Origin of the sequence: Sinorhizobium psoraleae, from assembly GCF_013283645.1 — a bacterium.
GTDB lineage: Bacteria > Pseudomonadota > Alphaproteobacteria > Rhizobiales > Rhizobiaceae > Sinorhizobium > Sinorhizobium psoraleae.
In genome coordinates this window covers 810311-826177 of record NZ_JABEKV010000003.1, presented here as the reverse complement: position 1 = coordinate 826177, position 15867 = coordinate 810311, and the positions used below count along the sequence as shown (strand labels likewise).

Annotated in this window: 16 protein-coding genes; 6 read left to right on the top strand and 10 right to left on the bottom strand. The window is 61.8% G+C overall.

Annotated elements, in window-relative coordinates:
• Positions 1-37: 37 nt before the first annotated feature.
• From cysQ to ILFOPFJJ_RS19585, 4 genes are all read right to left on the bottom strand, one after another.
• Entirely contained in the window at positions 38-847 is an 810-nt protein-coding gene (cysQ, locus tag ILFOPFJJ_RS19600; protein WP_173512224.1) for a 3'(2'),5'-bisphosphate nucleotidase CysQ, read from the bottom strand.
• Positions 844-2745 carry a bifunctional sulfate adenylyltransferase/adenylyl-sulfate kinase NodQ gene (gene nodQ / locus ILFOPFJJ_RS19595; protein ID WP_173512223.1) on the bottom strand — a complete coding sequence of 634 codons (1902 nt, stop codon included), beginning with the start codon at positions 2743-2745 and terminating at the stop codon, positions 844-846. Before nodQ ends, cysQ begins: the two co-directional genes overlap by 4 nt.
• The gene (gene cysD, locus ILFOPFJJ_RS19590) at positions 2745-3644 is read right to left on the bottom strand and encodes a sulfate adenylyltransferase subunit CysD (protein WP_173512222.1); all 900 of its coding nucleotides are present in this window, start codon (positions 3642-3644) and stop codon (positions 2745-2747) included. Before cysD ends, nodQ begins: the two co-directional genes overlap by 1 nt.
• A 223-nt stretch (positions 3645-3867) precedes the next feature.
• Positions 3868-5094, bottom strand: a complete 1227-nt coding sequence (locus tag ILFOPFJJ_RS19585) for an ROK family transcriptional regulator (protein WP_173512221.1) — start codon at positions 5092-5094, stop codon at positions 3868-3870.
• Between the two features lie 225 nt (positions 5095-5319).
• Between ILFOPFJJ_RS19585 and ILFOPFJJ_RS19580 the strand changes: the two genes are divergently transcribed.
• From ILFOPFJJ_RS19580 to ILFOPFJJ_RS19555, 6 genes are all read left to right on the top strand, one after another.
• Positions 5320-6558 (top strand): extracellular solute-binding protein, encoded by a 1239-nt coding sequence (locus tag ILFOPFJJ_RS19580; RefSeq protein WP_173512220.1) that lies wholly within the window; start codon positions 5320-5322, stop codon positions 6556-6558.
• A gap of 101 nt (positions 6559-6659) precedes the next feature.
• Positions 6660-7541, top strand: a complete 882-nt coding sequence (locus tag ILFOPFJJ_RS19575) for a carbohydrate ABC transporter permease (protein WP_173512219.1) — start codon at positions 6660-6662, stop codon at positions 7539-7541.
• The gene (locus ILFOPFJJ_RS19570; RefSeq protein WP_173512218.1) at positions 7541-8386 is read left to right on the top strand and encodes a carbohydrate ABC transporter permease; all 846 of its coding nucleotides are present in this window, start codon (positions 7541-7543) and stop codon (positions 8384-8386) included. The genes ILFOPFJJ_RS19575 and ILFOPFJJ_RS19570 overlap by 1 nt, the downstream gene beginning before the upstream one ends.
• On the top strand, positions 8383-9408 hold the full coding sequence (locus ILFOPFJJ_RS19565) for an SIS domain-containing protein (protein WP_173512217.1): 1026 nt from the start codon (positions 8383-8385) through the stop codon (positions 9406-9408). The genes ILFOPFJJ_RS19570 and ILFOPFJJ_RS19565 overlap by 4 nt, the downstream gene beginning before the upstream one ends.
• A gap of 4 nt (positions 9409-9412) precedes the next feature.
• On the top strand, positions 9413-10348 hold the full coding sequence (locus ILFOPFJJ_RS19560) for a carbohydrate kinase family protein (protein WP_173512216.1): 936 nt from the start codon (positions 9413-9415) through the stop codon (positions 10346-10348).
• Positions 10345-11430 carry an ABC transporter ATP-binding protein gene (locus ILFOPFJJ_RS19555; RefSeq protein WP_173512215.1) on the top strand — a complete coding sequence of 362 codons (1086 nt, stop codon included), beginning with the start codon at positions 10345-10347 and terminating at the stop codon, positions 11428-11430. Before ILFOPFJJ_RS19560 ends, ILFOPFJJ_RS19555 begins: the two co-directional genes overlap by 4 nt.
• A 52-nt stretch (positions 11431-11482) precedes the next feature.
• Here the strand turns inward: ILFOPFJJ_RS19555 and ILFOPFJJ_RS19550 are convergent, their stop codons facing one another.
• The 6 genes from ILFOPFJJ_RS19550 to ILFOPFJJ_RS19525 form a co-directional block, all read right to left on the bottom strand.
• Entirely contained in the window at positions 11483-12304 is an 822-nt protein-coding gene (locus ILFOPFJJ_RS19550) for an IclR family transcriptional regulator (RefSeq protein WP_173512214.1), read from the bottom strand.
• A 98-nt stretch (positions 12305-12402) separates the two neighbouring features.
• On the bottom strand, positions 12403-12786 hold the full coding sequence (locus tag ILFOPFJJ_RS19545; RefSeq protein WP_173512213.1) for a RidA family protein: 384 nt from the start codon (positions 12784-12786) through the stop codon (positions 12403-12405).
• A gap of 56 nt (positions 12787-12842) precedes the next feature.
• Entirely contained in the window at positions 12843-13613 is a 771-nt protein-coding gene (locus tag ILFOPFJJ_RS19540) for an amino acid ABC transporter ATP-binding protein (protein ID WP_173512212.1), read from the bottom strand.
• Between the two features lie 13 nt (positions 13614-13626).
• A complete protein-coding gene (locus ILFOPFJJ_RS19535; RefSeq protein ID WP_173512211.1) occupies positions 13627-14286 on the bottom strand; it encodes an amino acid ABC transporter permease in 660 nt (219 codons plus the stop codon).
• Positions 14287-14291: 5 nt separating this feature from the next.
• Positions 14292-14954 (bottom strand): amino acid ABC transporter permease, encoded by a 663-nt coding sequence (locus tag ILFOPFJJ_RS19530; protein ID WP_173512210.1) that lies wholly within the window; start codon positions 14952-14954, stop codon positions 14292-14294.
• Positions 14955-15022: 68 nt separating this feature from the next.
• Positions 15023-15865, bottom strand: a complete 843-nt coding sequence (locus tag ILFOPFJJ_RS19525) for a transporter substrate-binding protein (RefSeq protein ID WP_173512209.1) — start codon at positions 15863-15865, stop codon at positions 15023-15025.
• Between the last annotated feature and the right edge of the window lie 2 nt (positions 15866-15867).

The following is a 15867-nucleotide window of genomic DNA, read 5'->3' as shown; positions in this document are numbered from 1 at the left end:
CTGGACCGTCTGCGGCGACGTGTGCAGCCATCACCATTCAGCATTGGGCGAGCGCCATCGCAGACATGTCCGCCCAGGCGATGAAATGCGGGTTTGCAAAGTCGCTGTCGCCGTCCTGCCTCGTCTTGCCATAGAGCAGGCGCGAACCATCCAACCGGACCACCGATCCGCCGGCGGCCTTCAGCACCGCGTCGCCGGCCGCCGTATCCCACTCCATCGTTCGGCCGAAGCGCGGATAAACATCCGCCTTGCCTTCGGCCAGAAGGCAGAATTTGAGCGAAGAACCCACCGACGCAAAGTCGGTCACGCCGTAACCGGTTAGGAACGCCTCGGTCTCGAAACTGCCGTGCGAGCGGCTGGCAACGGCCGTCAGCGCGGCGCCGCGCGTGCGCACCCGGATCGCCTGCCTTTGCTCGACCTTCCAATCTTGGCAGAGGAGAAGCTTTTCCGCCCGGCCACCATCGGCGACATAGGCGCAGCGTTGCGCGGGCGCATAGACGATGCCGGCGATCGGCACATTCCCCTCGATGAGCGCGATATTGACGGTGAAGTCGCTGCGTCGGTTGATGAATTCCTTCGTCCCGTCCAGCGGATCGACCAGAAAGAAGCAGCCGCTGCTGATGTCGGGAACGCGGCCCGACGCGACCGCCTCTTCGGCGACGACGGGGATGCGCGGAAAGGCGACCGCCAACCTGTCGAGGATGATGGCTTCGGCTCGTTCGTCCGCCTCGGTGACGGGCGACTGGTCGTCCTTGTAGGAAACATTGGGGCCGGTGTCATAAACATCGAGAATCGCCGCTCCGGCGTCGAGCGCAATGCGTTCAAGCACTTCGCAAAGGGGGGTCATTTGTCCTCCATCAGCCGGTCGAGGAATTCCTCGATCTCAAGCGCCAGATCGATCGGCTCATGGCCGACCGTCCGCAGGTGCAATTCCGGGTTCTCCGGGGCCTCATAGGGCGAGGAGACCCCGGTGAAGTTCGCAATCTTGCCGGCGAGCGCCTTCTCATAGAGCCCTTTCGGATCGCGACGCGCACACTCATCGAGCGGGGTGTCGACGAATATCTCGATGAACTCGCGCTCGTCCATCAGTTCTCGTGCCATGCGCCGTTCGTCACGGAACGGAGAAATGAAGGACACGAGTACGATCAGGCCGGCGTCGGCCATGAGCTTGGCGACCTCGGCCACGCGGCGGATGTTCTCGACGCGATCCTCCTCGGTAAAGCCGAGGTCCCGATTGAGCCCGTGACGCACATTGTCGCCGTCGAGCAGATAGGTGTGCTTGCCGCGCGCATGCAGGATCCGGTCCAGCGTGTTTGCAATCGTCGATTTGCCGGAGCCGGAAAGGCCTGTGAACCAAAGCACGGCAGGGCGCTGGTTCTTCATCGCGCTGCGCGCGCCCTTGTTCACGTCGAGCGCATGCCAATGGACATTGTCGGCGCGGCGCAGCGGGAAGTCGATCATGCCGGCGCCGACGGTGGCGTTCGTTACCCGGTCGACGAAGATGAAATTGCCTGTCGCCCGGTTGTCCTTGTAGGCATCGAAGGCAATCGGCGTCTGCGTCGAGATGTTGCAGACGCCCACTTCGTTCATCTGCAGCGACTTCGCCGCCTCACGGATGAAGCTGTTGATGTTGACCTGGTGCTTGAGCGTCGTGACCGTCGCGCTGACGCTGTCGGTCTCGGTCCTGAGGATATAGCTCCGCCCTGGCATCATCGCATTGGCGTCGAACCAGATAACATGCGCCTGAAACTGGTCCGCCACGAAGGGCCGCGAGCCGGGGGCGACGAGCATGTTGCCGCGCGAGGCGTCGACCTCATCCGAAAGCATGAGCGTTACAGCCTCGCCCTCCTCCGCCGTCTCGAGGTTGCCGTCATAGGTGACGATCGCCTTGACCGACGAGCGTTGCCCGGATTTCGCGACGACCACCGGATCGCCGACCGAGATCCTTCCGGACGCAACCTGTCCGGCATAGCCGCGGAAATCCGCGTTCGGCCGCATGACCAGCTGGACCGGGAAACGGAACGGCTTCTCCCGATCGGTCGGGTCGAGTTCAACCGTCTCCAGATATTCAAGCAGAGCCGGCCCCTTGTACCAGGGCGTGTTCGCAGAAGCCGAAATGACATTGTCGCCGTAACGGGCGGAAATCGGGATCGGCCGGATACTGGCAAAGCCGAGTTCCTTGGCAAAGACCAAGTAGTCTTCAACGATCTCGTCGAAGCCCTGCTGGCGGAAGTCGACCAGGTCGATCTTGTTGACCGCCAGCACGACATGCCGGATGCCGAGCAGCGAGGCGATATATGAATGGCGCCGTGTCTGCTGGAGAATGCCCTGGCGGCTGTCGATCAGGATGATGGCCAGATCCGCGGTCGAGGCGCCGGTCACCATGTTGCGCGTATATTCCTCGTGGCCGGGCGTGTCGGCGACGATGAACTTGCGCTTCGACGTGGCGAAATAGCGGTAGGCGACGTCGATGGTGATGCCCTGTTCACGTTCTGCCTCGAGCCCATCGAGAAGCAGGGCCAGATCGATCTCCTTCCCGTTGGCAGCACCTGGGCTGCCGACGCGGCCGAGATTTGCCAACTGATCCTCGAAGATCAGCTTCGCATCGTAAAGCAAGCGTCCGATCAGGGTCGACTTGCCGTCGTCGACAGAGCCGCAGGTGATGAACCTCAGGATCGACTTGTTGTCGTGCTCGGCCAAATGCGCCTCGATGTCATGCGGCGGCATGGTTTGAAGATACGACATCAGAAGTACCCCTCCCGCTTCTTTTTCTCCATCGCCCCGACCTCGTCCGTGTCGATCAGGCGACTCTGCCGTTCGGACGTGCGCACCGTCAGCATTTCCCGCAATATGTCCGGAAGCGTGGCAGCCTCGGATTCGACCGCCCCGGTCAGCGGATAGCAGCCGAGCGTGCGGAAACGCACCAGACGCTCCGCGATCTCCTCGCCAGGCTGGATCGGCATGCGGTCATCATCCACCATGATCAGCATGCCGTCACGCCGCACGACCGGCCGCCGGGCCGCAAAATAGAGCGGCACGATCGGAATGTTCTCGCGCAGGATATATTGCCAGATGTCGAATTCGGTCCAGTTCGAAAGCGGGAAGACCCGCATCGTCTCGCCCTGGCCGACCCGTGTGTTGTAGGTCTTCCACATCTCGGGACGCTGGCGCTTCGGGTCCCAGCCGTGCTGGGCGCTGCGGATGGAAAAGACGCGCTCCTTGGCCCGCGACTTCTCCTCGTCGCGTCGCGCTCCCGCGAGGGCCGCGTCGAACCCGTATTTCTCCAGCGCCTGCCTGAGCGCCATCGTCTTCATGACGTGGGTATGGACATTGGACCCGTGCGTGAACGGCCCGATGCCCTGATCGATCCCGTCCTGATTGACGTGCACCAGAAGATTGAACCCGAGCTGCCGCGCCATCCGATCACGAAACTCGATCATCTCACGGAACTTCCATCTGGTGTCCACATGGAGAAAGGGAAAAGGCGGTTTGGCCGGATAGAACGCCTTCATCGCCAGGTGCAGCAAGACCGAGGAGTCCTTGCCAATGGAATAAAGCACAACCGGGTTGGAAAACGTTGCAACGACTTCTCGAATAACATGAATCGCCTCGGCTTCAAGCCGCCGAAGATGGGGAAGAGACATGTCGCAATCCCTCTGATTTTAAATAATAAAAATTCTTGTATGCGATAAAAAAAGTTGCCGCCGCCAAACGTTTGCAGGCGCAATCAAATAACTGGTGCAGCAGCTAAACATTGTCCCGCCGACTTGGCCGCATTTAAGCGCCATATTGCTAATATTTCAAGTAACAATAGCAACCTTGCCTTTCGCAAGTTGGGCGCGACACGTAGGTGCCATCCTGCTGCAGTCAGACCGCGCCCGCCGTTCCCGTCTTCAGGATCGCGGAAAAGCGAGGATCGAAAGTCCGGCTGATCGGCTCTGCGGCCGCACCGATCGCCACGGCCCAGGGATCCGTAAAGCCGAGCTGCAGGCGCGGCATGCTTCTCGCGCGATGCTCCGCTATCGAAGGGAGCAACGGATGGATGGCCTCCATCAGCAGCCGGGCGAGACCCGGTGGCATGCCGCCGCACAGGATGACGGTTTGCGGATCGAAAATGCTCTCCAGCGTCTGGATGGCAGCTTGCAGCTCGAATGCCGCATCCTCGACCCAGGCGGTGACGCGTGCGTCCGGTCCGCCTGCGATCTCGTCGATCCGGCGATAGAGACCCGGATCGGCGGGATCGAGACCGAGGATCTTGCTGAGCGATGCAATGGAAACGCGGTGCTCGAGCGGGGCACGCTTCATGCCGGCCGCGCGGGGCTGGCTCAAGATCATGCCGATCTCACCGGCATTGCCGTTGGCGCCGCGATAGAGCTCACCATTGAGGATCAATCCGGCCCCCAGGCCGTAGCCAAGATAGATGCAGATCGCCTGATCGAGCCCGTGCGCAGCGCCAACCATCTTTTCGGCAGTCGCTGCGGCCGCCGCATCGTTCTGCAAACGCACGTCGAGACCCGTACCGGCCGATAGTGTTTCCAACAGAGGAAAGTTCTGCCAGGCCGCCATCATCCAGGGATCGTCGGCGTCTGCGTCAATGCCAAACGGGCCGGGCATCGCAATACCGAGACCCACGAAGCGGTCCCTGGATTGGGGCGCGATCCCCGCCAGGTCGTGACGCGTTCTGGCGATCAAATCCAAAATGGTGCCGACGCCTTTTTCCGGACCGCCCGCAGGCAGGTTCGCCTCGCCCCGTGCGAGCACGGCGCCGATCAGATCGACCGCGATCGTGCGCGTGACGTGCCGGTCGATCTGCAGGCCGATCGCGAAGGCGCCTTCGGGAACCAGCCGATAGGGGGTCGACGGCTGACCGCGGCCCTTGCGGACGGCAGCAAGAGACGCCACCAGGCCGTCGCTTTCGAGTTCCTCGATAATGTTGGATACCGTCTGCTTGGTGAGTGCTGTCGCCCTCGCAAGATCGGCGCGCGACAGTTGCCCGTTCAGCCGCAGAGCATCGATCATCACGCGGCGGTTGTGCGCGCTGGTCCCCTCCTGATTGGTTCCGCTCTTTGCCCGAATGGGGTGCATCTCGTTCATCCACAGATCCCACTTGACACTGTTAGAATATTGGCGAAGAAATAAGTCAAGACAATTGACTTAATAGAGGTCGCAAGAACCTCGGGGGAACGAAAGCGACGGTGCTATTCTGTCGCAAACGCTCCGATTGATTTGTCGACGGTCGCCGCACGTCGCGGCGGATTTCCCGCTCCGGCGCTCGCAAGCAGCGCCGGGAACTGAAACGATCGATTATTGGAGGCAACAATGTTGAAATCGACACGCAATGCGCTCGTCGGCGCCGCTCTTGTCGGAATATCCTTCAGCAGCCAGGCTCACGCGGAAACGACGCTGAACGCGTTGTTCATGGCTCAGGCCGCCTATAGCGAAGCCGATGTTCGCGCCATGACCGAGGCCTTCACCAAGGCCAATCCGGACGTGAAGGTCAATCTAGAATTCGTCCCCTATGAAGGGCTGCACGACAAGACGGTGCTGGCGCAGGGTTCCGGCGGCGGTTACGACGTCGTCCTGTTCGACGTCATCTGGCCGGCCGAATACGCCACCAACAAGGTTCTCGTCGATGTCACCGACCGCATTACCGACGAGATGAAAAAAGGCGTCCTGCCGGGCGCGTGGACCACGGTCGAATATGACGGCAAACGCTATGGCATGCCGTGGATCCTCGACACCAAATATCTCTTCTACAACAAGGAAATCCTGGAAAAGGCAGGTATCACCGCGCCGCCGAAGACCTGGGACGAACTTGCCGAGCAGGCAAAGACGATCAAGGACAAGGGACTGCTCCAGAACCCGATCGCCTGGAGCTGGTCGCAGGCGGAAGCCGCGATCTGCGACTACACGACGCTGGTGAGCGCCTATGGCGGCAAGTTCATCGAAGGCGGCAAGCCGGCCTTTACCACCGGCGGCGGACTTGATGCGCTGAACTACATGGTTTCGAGCTACACCTCCGGTCTCACCAACCCGAATTCCAAGGAGTTCCTGGAGGAGGATGTGCGCAAGGTGTTCCAGAACGGCGAGGCCGCCTTCGCGCTCAACTGGACCTACATGTACAACCTTGCCAACGACCCCAAGGAGAGCAAGGTGGCCGGCAAGGTCGGCGTCGTGCCGGCTCCGGGCGTCGCCGGCAAGAGCGAGGTTTCGGCGGTCAACGGTTCGATGGGCCTTGGCATCACCTCGACCAGCCAGCATCCGGAAGAGGCATGGAAATACATCGTCCACATGACCTCGCAGCCGACGCAGAACGCCTATGCGAAGCTCAGCCTGCCGATCTGGGCCTCGTCCTACGAGGATGCCAGCGTGACGAAAGGCCAGGAAGAGTTGATCGCGGCGGCCAAGGCTGGCCTCGCGGCCATGTATCCGCGTCCGACGACGCCGAAATATCAGGAGCTTTCGACCGCTCTGCAGCAGGCTATCCAGGAGGCGCTGCTCGGTCAGACCTCCGCCGAAGATGCCTTGAAGACGGCTGCCGAGAACAGCGGTCTTTGAGGACGCCAACTTCACATCGGGCGGCCGGGCCGCCCGATGTGAACGGCGAGACACGACGAATCGCATGATACGGCCCTGACGGCCGCAAGGGTCTTCATTCCATGCCCGGTACCTGGATAACAACGCGTGCGTGGCTCTTGATGCTGCCGCTGCTCGTGATCATGGTCGCCGTCATCGGCTGGCCATTGGTCGATACGGTGCGGCTCTCCTTCACCGATGCGAAACTCGTCGGCACCGCAGGCGGTTTCGTCGGCTTCGACAACTACGCAAAGATGCTCGGCGGATCGAACTTCCAGCGGGCGCTGATCACCACCACCTGGTTTGCGGTCGTGTCCGTCGCCGCCGAAATGGTGCTGGGCGTGCTCGCCGCGCTCCTGCTCAACCAGCAATTTCGCGGGCGTACGGCGCTTAGGGCTTTGATGATCCTGCCCTGGGCCTTGCCGACCGTTGTCAACGCCACGCTTTGGCGGCTGATCTACAATCCGGAATACGGCGCCCTCAACGCCGCGCTCACCCAGCTTGGCCTTCTCGAAAGCTATCGCTCCTGGCTCGGTGAGCCGGGTTCGGCGCTCATTGCGCTGATCGTCGCCGATTGCTGGAAGAATTTCCCGCTGGTGGCGCTGATCGCGCTCGCCGCGCTTCAGGCCGTCCCCCGTGACATCACCGCGGCAGCACTTGTCGACGGCGCGGGACCGCTCAATCGCTTCCGTTACGTGATCATGCCCTATCTCGCCGGCCCGCTACTGGTGGCGCTGGTGCTGCGCACGATCGAGGCCTTCAAGGTCTTCGACATCATCTGGGTGATGACCCGCGGCGGACCGGCGAACAGCACGCGCACGCTCTCGATCCTCGTCTATCAGGAGGCCTTCTCCTTCCAGCGGGCGGGCTCCGGCGCATCGCTCGCCCTTATCGTCACATTGCTCGTGACTATTCTCGCGGTTGCCTATGCGGCGCTGCTTCGCAAGGCGGCTGGAGCGTCATGATGGAACGCCGGAACCCGCTCTTCACCGCCTTCGTCTATTTGAGTGCGCTGCTGCTTGCGATCGTCATCCTGGCGCCACTTGCCTGGCTCTTCGTCATGAGCATCTCGTCGGCCGCCGACCTTTCCGCCAAGCCCCTCAACTGGTGGCCGGACGAGATCGATCTTTCGCGCTACCGCGCCCTGCTGTCGACGATCGAAAACACCGCCGGCGCCGCCTTCGTCGCCTCTCTGCTCAACAGCCTGAAGGTTGCCGGCACGGCGACACTGGCCGCGATCGCCGTCGCCATTCCCTCCGCCTGGGCGGTTTCGCGCACACCGACGGTCTCCTGGTCGCTCTATGCGGTGATCGCCACCTATATGCTGCCGCCCGTGGCGCTCGCTGTGCCGCTCTACATGGGGCTTGCCTATCTCGGTCTGCTCAACTCCGTCTTCGGGCTGGCTCTCGTCTATCTCACTATCCTCGCACCCTTCACCACCTGGCTGCTGAAATCCGGCTTCGATTCCATACCGAGGGAGATCGAAAGCGCCGCTATGATCGATGGCGCACGGCTCGACCAGATCCTCAGGCTGCTGACCCTGCCGCTTGCCGCCCCGGTCATGGCGACCTCCGCGCTCTTTGCCTTTCTGCTTGCCTGGGACGAATTCTTCTACGCGCTGCTTTTCACGTCCGACCTGCGCGCCAAGACCCTCACTGTCGCCATAGCGGATCTCGCCGGCGGCCGTGTCTCCGACTACGGATTGATCGCTACCGCCGGTGTGCTTGCCGCCCTGCCCCCGGTGCTGATCGGTCTCGTCATGCAGCGGGCTCTGATTTCCGGGCTCACAAGCGGCGGCGTCAAAGGATGATCATGAAGGCTTCCAAGCAAAGGCCCGCCGGGCTCATAGCGATCGACAAGGAGATGGAACGTCAGCACGCCGATGCCATCGCTTCCCACGAAGGTTCGGCTGCCCTTGCGCAAAAAATTGCCGCATCGCTGAAATCGACAGGCCGCCTCCTCCTGCTTGGCATGGGCGGCTCTCATGCCGTCGGCCGTGCCGTCGAGCCGCTCTATCGGGCACTCGGCGTCGAAGCCATGGCGATCCCGCTTTCCGAACAGCTCGGCCAGCCGCTGCCGGTCGAAGGAAGGACTATTCTGATCACCTCCCAGTCGGGCGAAAGCGCCGAGGTGCTGCGCTGGTTCAGAGAGACCAACGGCGGCACGCCGGATGCGTTCGGCCTGACGCTGGAAGGCAATTCCTTCCTGGCGCGTTCGACGCCATCACTCATCGGCGCTGGCGGCACCGAGCAGGCCTTCGCCGCAACCCGCAGTCTGACGATCAGTTTCGCGCTGCATCTCGCAGTCCTCGCCGCCCTCGGTGAAGATCCGGCCGACGCGCTGCACGCCCTTCGCGAGCCCGAAGCGCCCGCGATCGACCATGCGCTGACTGCGCTCGCCGATGTGCGCGCCGTGGTCACCTCCGGTCGCCGGCTGCAGGGCCTCGCCGAGGCTATCGCGCTTGGGCTCACCGAACTGGCACGCCTGCCCTGCTTCTCGCTCGAAGGCGGACAACTCCGCCACGGTCCCATGGAAATGCTGGGGCCGAATGTCGGGGTCGTGCTCTTCCGCGCTGCTGATCCGACGGCGGACCTGGTCGCCGCCATGGCGAACTCCGCAGCCGAAGCGGGCTCCCCCGTGATCGTCTTCGATGCGTCCGGTGAACCGCCGGTCGAAGGGGTCGTGACGATCCGCTTCGGGCGCGCCGCAGGTATGGCGGCCATCTTCGCCATGCTGCCGGTCGCGCAGTCACTCATGCTCGCCTTTGCCGATGCCCGCGTAGACAATGCCGGCACACCGGTGCGCTCCACCAAGATCACCCGAAGCGAGTAACGACATGCGCCCGCTTGCAGTCATCGGCAACGTCAACATCGATCTGATCCTCGGTCCGGCCGAACCCTGGCCGAAGGCCGGCACGGAAATCATCGTCGACCACGACGAGTTGCGCGTCGGCGGTTGCGCAGGCAACAGCGCGCTTGCCTGGGATTCGCTCGGTGTGGACTACGCGATCGCCGCGAACGTCGGCAACGACCAGTTCGGCATCTGGCTGAGAGAGGCCTTCGGCGCGCGCTCCAAGGGCTGGCCAGTGGAGGCCGTGGGCACGACGCTCTCGGTCGGCATCACCCATCCGGACGGCGAGCGCACGTTTTTTACCACACGCGGCCACCTGCCGCTCTTCAGCTTCGATGAGGTTCGCGCGATGCTTGACGGCGAGCGTCTCCGTGGCGGCTACGCGCTGCTTGCCGGTTCGTTCCTGACCGATGCGCTGACGCTTGCCTATGACGATTTTTTCGATTGGGCGGACGCGCACGATATCGCTGTTGCGCTCGATACCGGCTGGCCGCTCGACGGTTGGACCGAGGCGAACAAACGCAGGACTCTCGATTGGCTGAAGCGCTGCCATTGCGCCCTCTTCAACGAAGTCGAGACGACGACCTTAACCGGAGAGACGGACCCCGGCGAAGCCGCGCGACATCTGAAGGAAAGGATGCCGGCCGAAGCGATCGTCGTCGTCAAGCGCGGGCCTTATGGTGCGCTTGCCGTCGACAAGACCGGCGTGCAATTTTCGGTTCCCGCTCCGCGCGTTGACGTCGTCGACACCATCGGCGCCGGCGATGTCTTCAACGCAGGTTTCCTGGCCGCGCTTGCCGCCGACTTTCCGCTTGAAAAGTGCCTGCGGGTTGGCGTCGCGATCGCTTCCGAAGCCATATCCACGCTGCCGCGCAGCTACGGCAAGCCCCTTTCGGCCTTCCTCCAGGAGACCAGGAAATGAGCGCACTCGAGATCCGCAACATCCACAAGCGCTACGGTGAGGTGGAAACGCTGAAGGGCATCGACATTGCGCTTGAAAGCGGCGAGTTCCTGGTGCTGCTCGGCTCGTCCGGCTGCGGCAAGTCTACCCTCCTGAACATCATCGCCGGGCTTGCCGAGCCGAGCGGCGGCGACATCCGCATCGGCGAGCGCTCGATCCTGGGCTTGCACCCCAAGGATCGCGACATCGCCATGGTGTTCCAGTCCTATGCGCTCTATCCGAACATGAGCGTTGCACGCAACATCGGCTTCGGCCTCGAAATGCGCAAGGTACCGGCGCCCGAGCGCGAGAAGGCCGTGCGCGAGACCGCCCGCCTGCTCCAGATCGAAAATCTTCTCGATCGCAAGCCGAGCCAGCTTTCCGGCGGCCAACGGCAGCGCGTTGCAATCGGCCGGGCGCTGGTGCGCAATCCGCAGGTCTTCCTGTTCGACGAGCCGCTGTCGAACCTCGATGCCAAGCTGCGTATGGAGATGCGCACCGAGCTGAAGCGCCTGCATCAGATGCTGAAGACGACCATCGTCTACGTGACCCATGACCAGATCGAGGCGATGACGCTTGCGACGCGCATCGCCGTGATGCGCGACGGACGCATCGAGCAGCTCGGCACGCCGGAGGATATCTACGACCGGCCGGCAACGCTTTATGTCGCCGGCTTCGTCGGTTCGCCGCCGATGAACATTCTCGACGCCGCCGTAGCCGACGACGGTTTAAGGCTTGCCAGCTCAGGCGAGTCGCTACCGCTGCCAGTGGATTTCAGAAATGCCGTTACGGCGGGCCGGCGCGTCAAGATCGGAATACGACCAGAAGCATTGCGACTTGCAAACACGGGCATGCCAGGCACGCGTGTCACGGCACGCGTCGAAGTCGTGGAACTGACCGGGCCGGAACTCGTCGCCACAGCGAAGCTCGGCGAGCAGCGCATTACTGCCTGCCTCCCGCCGCGCACCCGGCTCGTCGTCGGATTGGAGCATGCCTTCTCCTTTGACGAGGCGGCACTGCATCTGTTCGATCCAGAAACGGGGCGCACGTTGCTTACGGCGTGAGAACTGCCGAGACTGTCGGCAATAATGAGCGGTTCTGCTACGAACCTGGGCTTCAATAGCCGGTGGCTGCCCGGGCTGCTGTCCGTACTGGCGGTCCATCCTGCCTATAGCCAAGTTTCTCGGAAAGTTCGGCTGCCGCATCGATCAGTACGCGAAGATAAGCATCACGATTGCGCAAACCGTCCTCCTTGGGAGCGACGAGGCAGAGCGTCGCGATGCAAATTCCTTCAGCGTCGTACACCGGCACGGCAAAACAATGGGTAAAGCTGTCGACGATGCTGTTGAAGGTGAAATACCCGTCCTTCTTGGCTTCCCGGACCTGGCGGATAAAATCGGGCGGATCGAGGCGCTTGCCCGTCGGCAGCACGAAATCCTCGGCGGGAATGAAATCCAGTATCTGCTCGTCGCTCATGTGGTCGACCAGCAGACGACCAGACGCTGTCCACGGAATGGCGACCGGGTCGCCGATATTGGTGGAGATGCGGAAGGGGCGGCTGCCCTCGTTCATCAGAACAACTGCATATTTGTTGCCTTCCAGTTGGCACATCTGCGCGGTCTCCCGCGTCTCCTCGGCGATCCTCGTCAACAGATGTTCGCACTCGCGCATAAGATCGAATTGCTCGGCGTAGGCCGCACCGAGAAAATAGAGCTTGCGCCCGAGAAAGACACGGCCATCGTCGCCCCGATACTCGATCACGCCCTGCCGGATCAGCAGGTTAACGAGTTCGTAAACGGAAGAGCGCGGAGCGCCGATGCCCTGGGCGATTTCGTTCGGGCGCATGGGCTGACGTTGCAGGCGCAAAAAGTCGAGGATCTCGAATGCCCGGTCGAGACCCCGCGCCCTCCGGTTGACCGTATCTACTGCATCAGTCATAGCCATTCTCCTGCGGGTCTCGGAGCACGTGTGGAACGCATGCGGGCAGAAATCCGCACTCACTTCACCCGCTCCGCAAACCCGACGCCAAGTTCACCTCATTTAGCCTTGTAGGCGACGCAGTCAACTTCGACCTTGCAGTCGACCATCATGCGTGACTGTACGCAGGCGCGTGCCGGCGGGTTCTCACCGAAGTATTGCGCGTAGATCCCATTAAAGCTCCAGAAGTCGCGCGGGTCATCGAGCCAGACGCCGACACGCACAACGTCTTCAACGCCGTAGCCCGCCTCTTGCAGGATCGCGATCATGTTTTCGATCGCCTTGCGGCTTTCGGCAATGATGCCGCCATCGATGATCTCGCCGGCCTCCATCGCGACCTGTCCCGAGACGTAGAGCCAACCGTTTGCCTCGACGGCGCGCGCAAATGGCAAAGCCTGCTTTCCCGCACCGGTTTCGCCCGTTCCATAACGCTTAATCATCACAGCACTTCACTCCAATTCTGCATTTCGATTACTGGTTCTCCGGTTGAACCGGTTCTTCAGTTGAACGATGAAGTTTTCAGAAAATCTGTCAGGCGCTCGGTCTTCGGTTTCAGGAACATCTCGCGCGGATTTCCTTCTTCGCCGATGCGGCCCTGGTTCATGAAGATTACCCGCGACGAAACCTCGTAGGCGAAGCGCATCTCATGGGTGACGAGCAGCATGCTCATCCCGTCCTCGGCGAGTCCCTTGATCACTTGCAGCACTTCGTTCACCAACTCCGGGTCGAGCGCCGAAGTGACCTCGTCGAAGAGCATTAGCTTCGGGTTCATCGCGATGGCGCGAGCGATTGCTACGCGCTGCTGCTGGCCGCCGGAAAGCTGACCAGGATAATGATCCTTGCGCGACAGCAGCCCGACGCGGTCAAGCCACTTTTCCGCGATCGCCTTTGCCTCGTCGCGGCTCATCTTCTTGACCTTGACGAGGCCGAGCGCGACGTTGCCGGCGGCAGTCATATGCGGGAAAAGGTTGAACTGCTGAAAGGCCATGCCGGTGAGTGCGCGTTGGCGTGCGATATCCTTCTCCCGCTTGCGGCGGCGGACGCCGTTCACCATCTCATAGCCGATTTCCTCGCCGTCGATGCTGATCGTCCCGCCCTGGAACTCCTCCAGCATGTTGATGCAGCGAAGCATTGTCGTCTTGCCGGAGCCGCTCGAGCCGATGATGCTGATCACCTCACCCTGCTGCATGGTGCAGTCGACGCCCTTCAACACTTCGACCGTGCCGTAGCGCTTGTGAAGGTCGCGGATTTCAAGAAGATTGTTGGTCATCGGATGCGAAGCCTCACGACGGTACAGCGGTCTTGCGCTCGACATAGCGACCGAAGCGCTCGATGCTGTAGTTGATGACGAAATAGAGAAAGCCCGCGAAGAAATAGAATTCGAGGCTCATGAAAGTGCGGGAGATCAGCTCCTGCGTACGCAGCAGCAGTTCGCCGACGCCGATGATCGAGAGCAGCGTCGACGCCTTGACCATCTCGGCTGCCGTATTGACCCAGGCGGGCAGCGCCTGGCGCAATGCCTGGGGCCCAAGCACATAAGCGAAGGTCTGCGAGAACGTAAGCCCGATCGCTTTTGCGGCCTCCGTCTGTCCCTTGGGAATCGACTGCAATGCGCCGCGCACCAGCTCGCCAACATGCGAACTGCAAAAGACGGCGAGCGCAAGGATGCCCGCCTGGAACGGTCCGAGTTCGACGCCGACAGTGCTCAGCACGTAATAGCTCGCCAGCACCAGTACCAGGACCGGTGTGCCGCGGATGAAGTCGGTATAGCCGCGCACCAGCCATTGCACCGGCTTGTAGCCATAGGTCAGCGCCAGCCCGACGAAAATGCCGAGCACAGTGCCGACCGCGATCGACAGGAAGGATATGGAAATCGAGACGCCGAGCCCCTTGATGAGCGGCAGGCGGGCAAGCCAGAGCTGATCGAGAAATGCGAGATCCATGACGGTCACCTCGGAACGGCCAGACGCCGCTCGACGGCACGCATCAGCGCGGCAAGGAGCGAACAGGTTGCGACATAGAGGCAGCTCGCCACGATCCAGGTCTCGATGACCCGAAAGGTCTCGACATTTATCTTGCGTGCCTCGAACGTGAGTTCCGGTACGGCGATCGCCGCGGCGAGCGAGGTATCCTTGAAAAGCGAGATCATGGTGCTGCCGAGCGACGGCAGGACGTTGCGCAGCATCAGGGGGATGATGATCGAGGTGCGGATCTGCATCTCCGTCAGCCCAATCGCAAGACCCGCCTCGCGCTGGCCAGGCGGCACGGCGATGAGGCCGCCACGGAACACCTCGGCAAGATAGGCGCCGGAGTAGATCGCCAGGGTCAACACAAAGCTTTCGATCTTGCCTAGGCGGACACCAAGTTCCGGAAGAGCGAAATAGCTGAAGAGAACGAGGACGAGGATCGGCGTGTTGCGGATGATCGTGACATAGAGCCCGGCAGGTTTGCGCAACGCGGCAGTCCTGGAAACGAGCCCGAAAGCCGTAATCAATCCGATGACGCAACCGGCAAGGATTGCCGCGAAGGCGAGGCCGAGACTGAGCGCAAGTCCTTCCAGAAGAAGGTCGAACGAGCGCCAGACGGCCGCGAAGTTCAGCGAGTAAGTCATGCGTGCCAGCCATTATTGAAAGCGGGGCGAGAGGCAGCCCCGCTGGCGGGGCCGCCTCGGCGAAGGGTTCATTTGTACTCGACCGGGAAACCGATCTGCGGCGCGGTCAGATCCTTGCCGAACCAGGTCTTGAAGGACTTGGCATAGAAGTCGAATTCGACACCTGTCATCGCCTCGTGCAGTGCCGTGTTGACGAAGTTCAGCCAGTCGTGGTCGCCGCGCTTGACGCCACAGGCGTAGGTCTGCGGATTCCAGCCATAGCCAGCATCCTTATAGCGATCCGGATTCTGGGTCATGTACCAGGCAAGCGAGGACTGGTCGGTGGCGGCAGCATCGGAACGTCCCGATTCAAGCGCCTGGTAGATCAGGTCAACAGATTCATACTGATCGACCGTTGCCTCCGGCAGGGCGGCGTGGACCATATCCTCGGCATAGACGTTCTGCAGCACCGAAATCGTGACCGAGGAACCAGCTTCCTTGAGCGCCTTGTAGTCGGCATACTTGCCGTCCGCCTTCAACATCAGGCCCACGCCTTCGCGATAGTAAGGAATGGTGAAGGCGATCTGCTGGGCGCGCTCCCCCGTGACCGTCATGAATTGGCAGGTGATGTCGACCTTATTGGTGGTGATATTCGGAATACGGGCATCCGACGACTGATTGACGAATTCGATCTTTTCCGGATCCCCGAACAGCGCCTTGGCAATAATGCGGCCCATATCGACGTCGAAGCCCTGCAGCTTGTCGTCGGCGCTTTTGAAGTGCCAGGGCGCATTCGTGCTGCCGGTGCCGAGCACCAGATGGCCGCGCGCAAGCACTTCGTCGAGTTTGCTTGTCGGCTGCTGCGCGGAGGCCGGCGCCGCTGCAAGCGTGGCGATTATGAGGCCCGCAGTCGCATGAAATGTCTTGATCATCG